General features: G+C 42.9%; 2 protein-coding genes. Both read left to right on the plus strand.

Going from position 1 to position 1,863, the window contains the following annotated elements; all coding sequences use genetic code 11:
* Nucleotides 1-90: 90 nt before the first annotated feature.
* On the plus strand, nucleotides 91-1,014 hold the full coding sequence (locus tag AC3A8L_RS19455) for a DUF808 domain-containing protein (protein ID WP_487963934.1): 924 nt from the start codon (nucleotides 91-93) through the stop codon (nucleotides 1,012-1,014).
* An 86-nt stretch (nucleotides 1,015-1,100) separates the two neighbouring features.
* Nucleotides 1,101-1,863, plus strand: a 763-nt coding sequence (locus AC3A8L_RS19460) for a leucine-rich repeat domain-containing protein (RefSeq protein ID WP_487963935.1), incomplete at its 3' end; no start/stop codon positions are given.

The following is a 1,863-nucleotide window of genomic DNA, read 5'->3' on the forward strand; positions in this document are numbered from 1 at the left end:
TAAGAAAGTCGATCTCTTCGCCTAATTGGATAAACTATTATTGCCTCGTCCCTTAAACAATCGACTCACTGACTTATTCTAGGATGACTTATGGCCGGCAGCAGCTTTTTTGCACTTTTTGACGATATTGCAGTGTTATTAGATGACATCGCATTGATGAGTAAGGTCGCCGCCAAGAAAACGGCTGGTGTTCTTGGGGACGATTTGGCACTCAATGCACAGCAAGTGACCGGCGTAAATGCCGATCGCGAGCTGCCGGTTGTGTGGGCAGTGGCAAAAGGTTCGCTTCTCAATAAGTGCCTATTGGTTCCGGCGGCTTTAGCCATTAGCGCACTCATTCCTTGGTTGATTACACCGCTGTTGATGTTGGGCGGGGCTTACCTGTGTTTCGAAGGGGCAGAAAAGGTATTGCACGTCCTTTTTCATAAACACGAAAAACAAGCGCATCACGAAGAGATCATAAAAGCCGTGGCCGATGAAAAAGTCGACATGCTAGCTTTTGAAAAAGACAAAATCAAAGGCGCGATTCGCACCGATTTTATTTTATCAGCCGAAATTATAGTGATCGTATTGGGGACAGCTGCCAGTGCCAGTTTGGTTATGCAGGCGCTGGTATTAAGTGTTGTGGCTTTTTTCTTAACGGTGTTTGTTTATGGCGCCGTGGCAGGCATTGTTCGAATGGATGATGCCGGTTTGTATTTAATTAATAAAACAAACAGCCTTGCGCGCAAGCTAGGCCAATTTCTTTTATGGGCTGCACCCAAGTTAATGCATTTTTTATCTATCTTCGGTACAGCCGCTATGTTTTTAGTGGGCGGCGGTATTTTAATTCACGGCATTCCCATCGCTGCCGAGCATATGCACCACATCGAAGAGTGGAGCCATCATTTACCGGCTGCTTGGTTGGCGGGCCTTGTTTTGCCAGCCTTGGTGACGGCAGTGCTCGGGTTTGTGGCGGGGAGTTTTGTGGTGGGCATTGTAGCGGGAATTGGTTTTATTCGGGGTAAAAAATAGAGAAGTAGTTCCTCTATGGTATTTTCTCTTGGGTGAATATTTAATAATCAATGAAGTTGTGTTTGAAAGAGGCGTGTATAAAAATCATGAGAAATATCTATTGGGTGTTACTGCTTTTAATGTTTATTACAGCCTGTTCAGAAAGCGGCGGCGACAATGCCGCGCTTGATAATATTGAGCTAGGGGATGATGGTTTGCCGGATGCAACTCAGGTTGATGATATTGATTTCTCAAAATTTACAGATTCAAATTTTCGTGAGTGCGTTGAAAATACAGGTAAAATTAAAGTAGATGAAGTGATTTCGCTGGGGTGTTCTTTTATGAGTATTGTGGACGCCTCGGGGGTGGAGCAGCTTTCGGCTTTGAAGGAATTGTATCTGGAGTGGAATAGCATTGAAACTCTCGATTTGTCAGTAAACATTTATTTGATGCACCTGAATGCCGGCGGGAATAAGTTAGTGGAATTGGACGTTTCTGAAAATAGACGTTTGGAATATGCAAATCTTAATGATAATCAACTGGTGGATATTGATGTATCAGAAAATATTTATTTGGAAGAGTTGTTTGTTGAGCGAAACAAATTAACGTCGATCGATGTGAGTAATAATCCCGCTTTAAATTGGTTGTCGCTAGATGCTAATTTTTTGGCAGCACTTGATGTGTCAAAAAACACCCAGCTAACGAATTTATTCTTGCGGGGGAATCAGCTAGATTTTCTCGACTTGTCTGCTAACTTGGCTTTAGTTGAGTTAGAGCTTCGAGATAATAAATTAGCGGCGATAGATCTTTCGGGTAATGTCGAATTGACTCGTTTGAGTCTGGATATTAATGTGTTTTCGACTATTGATG

The organism is Marinagarivorans sp., assembly GCF_982758155.1.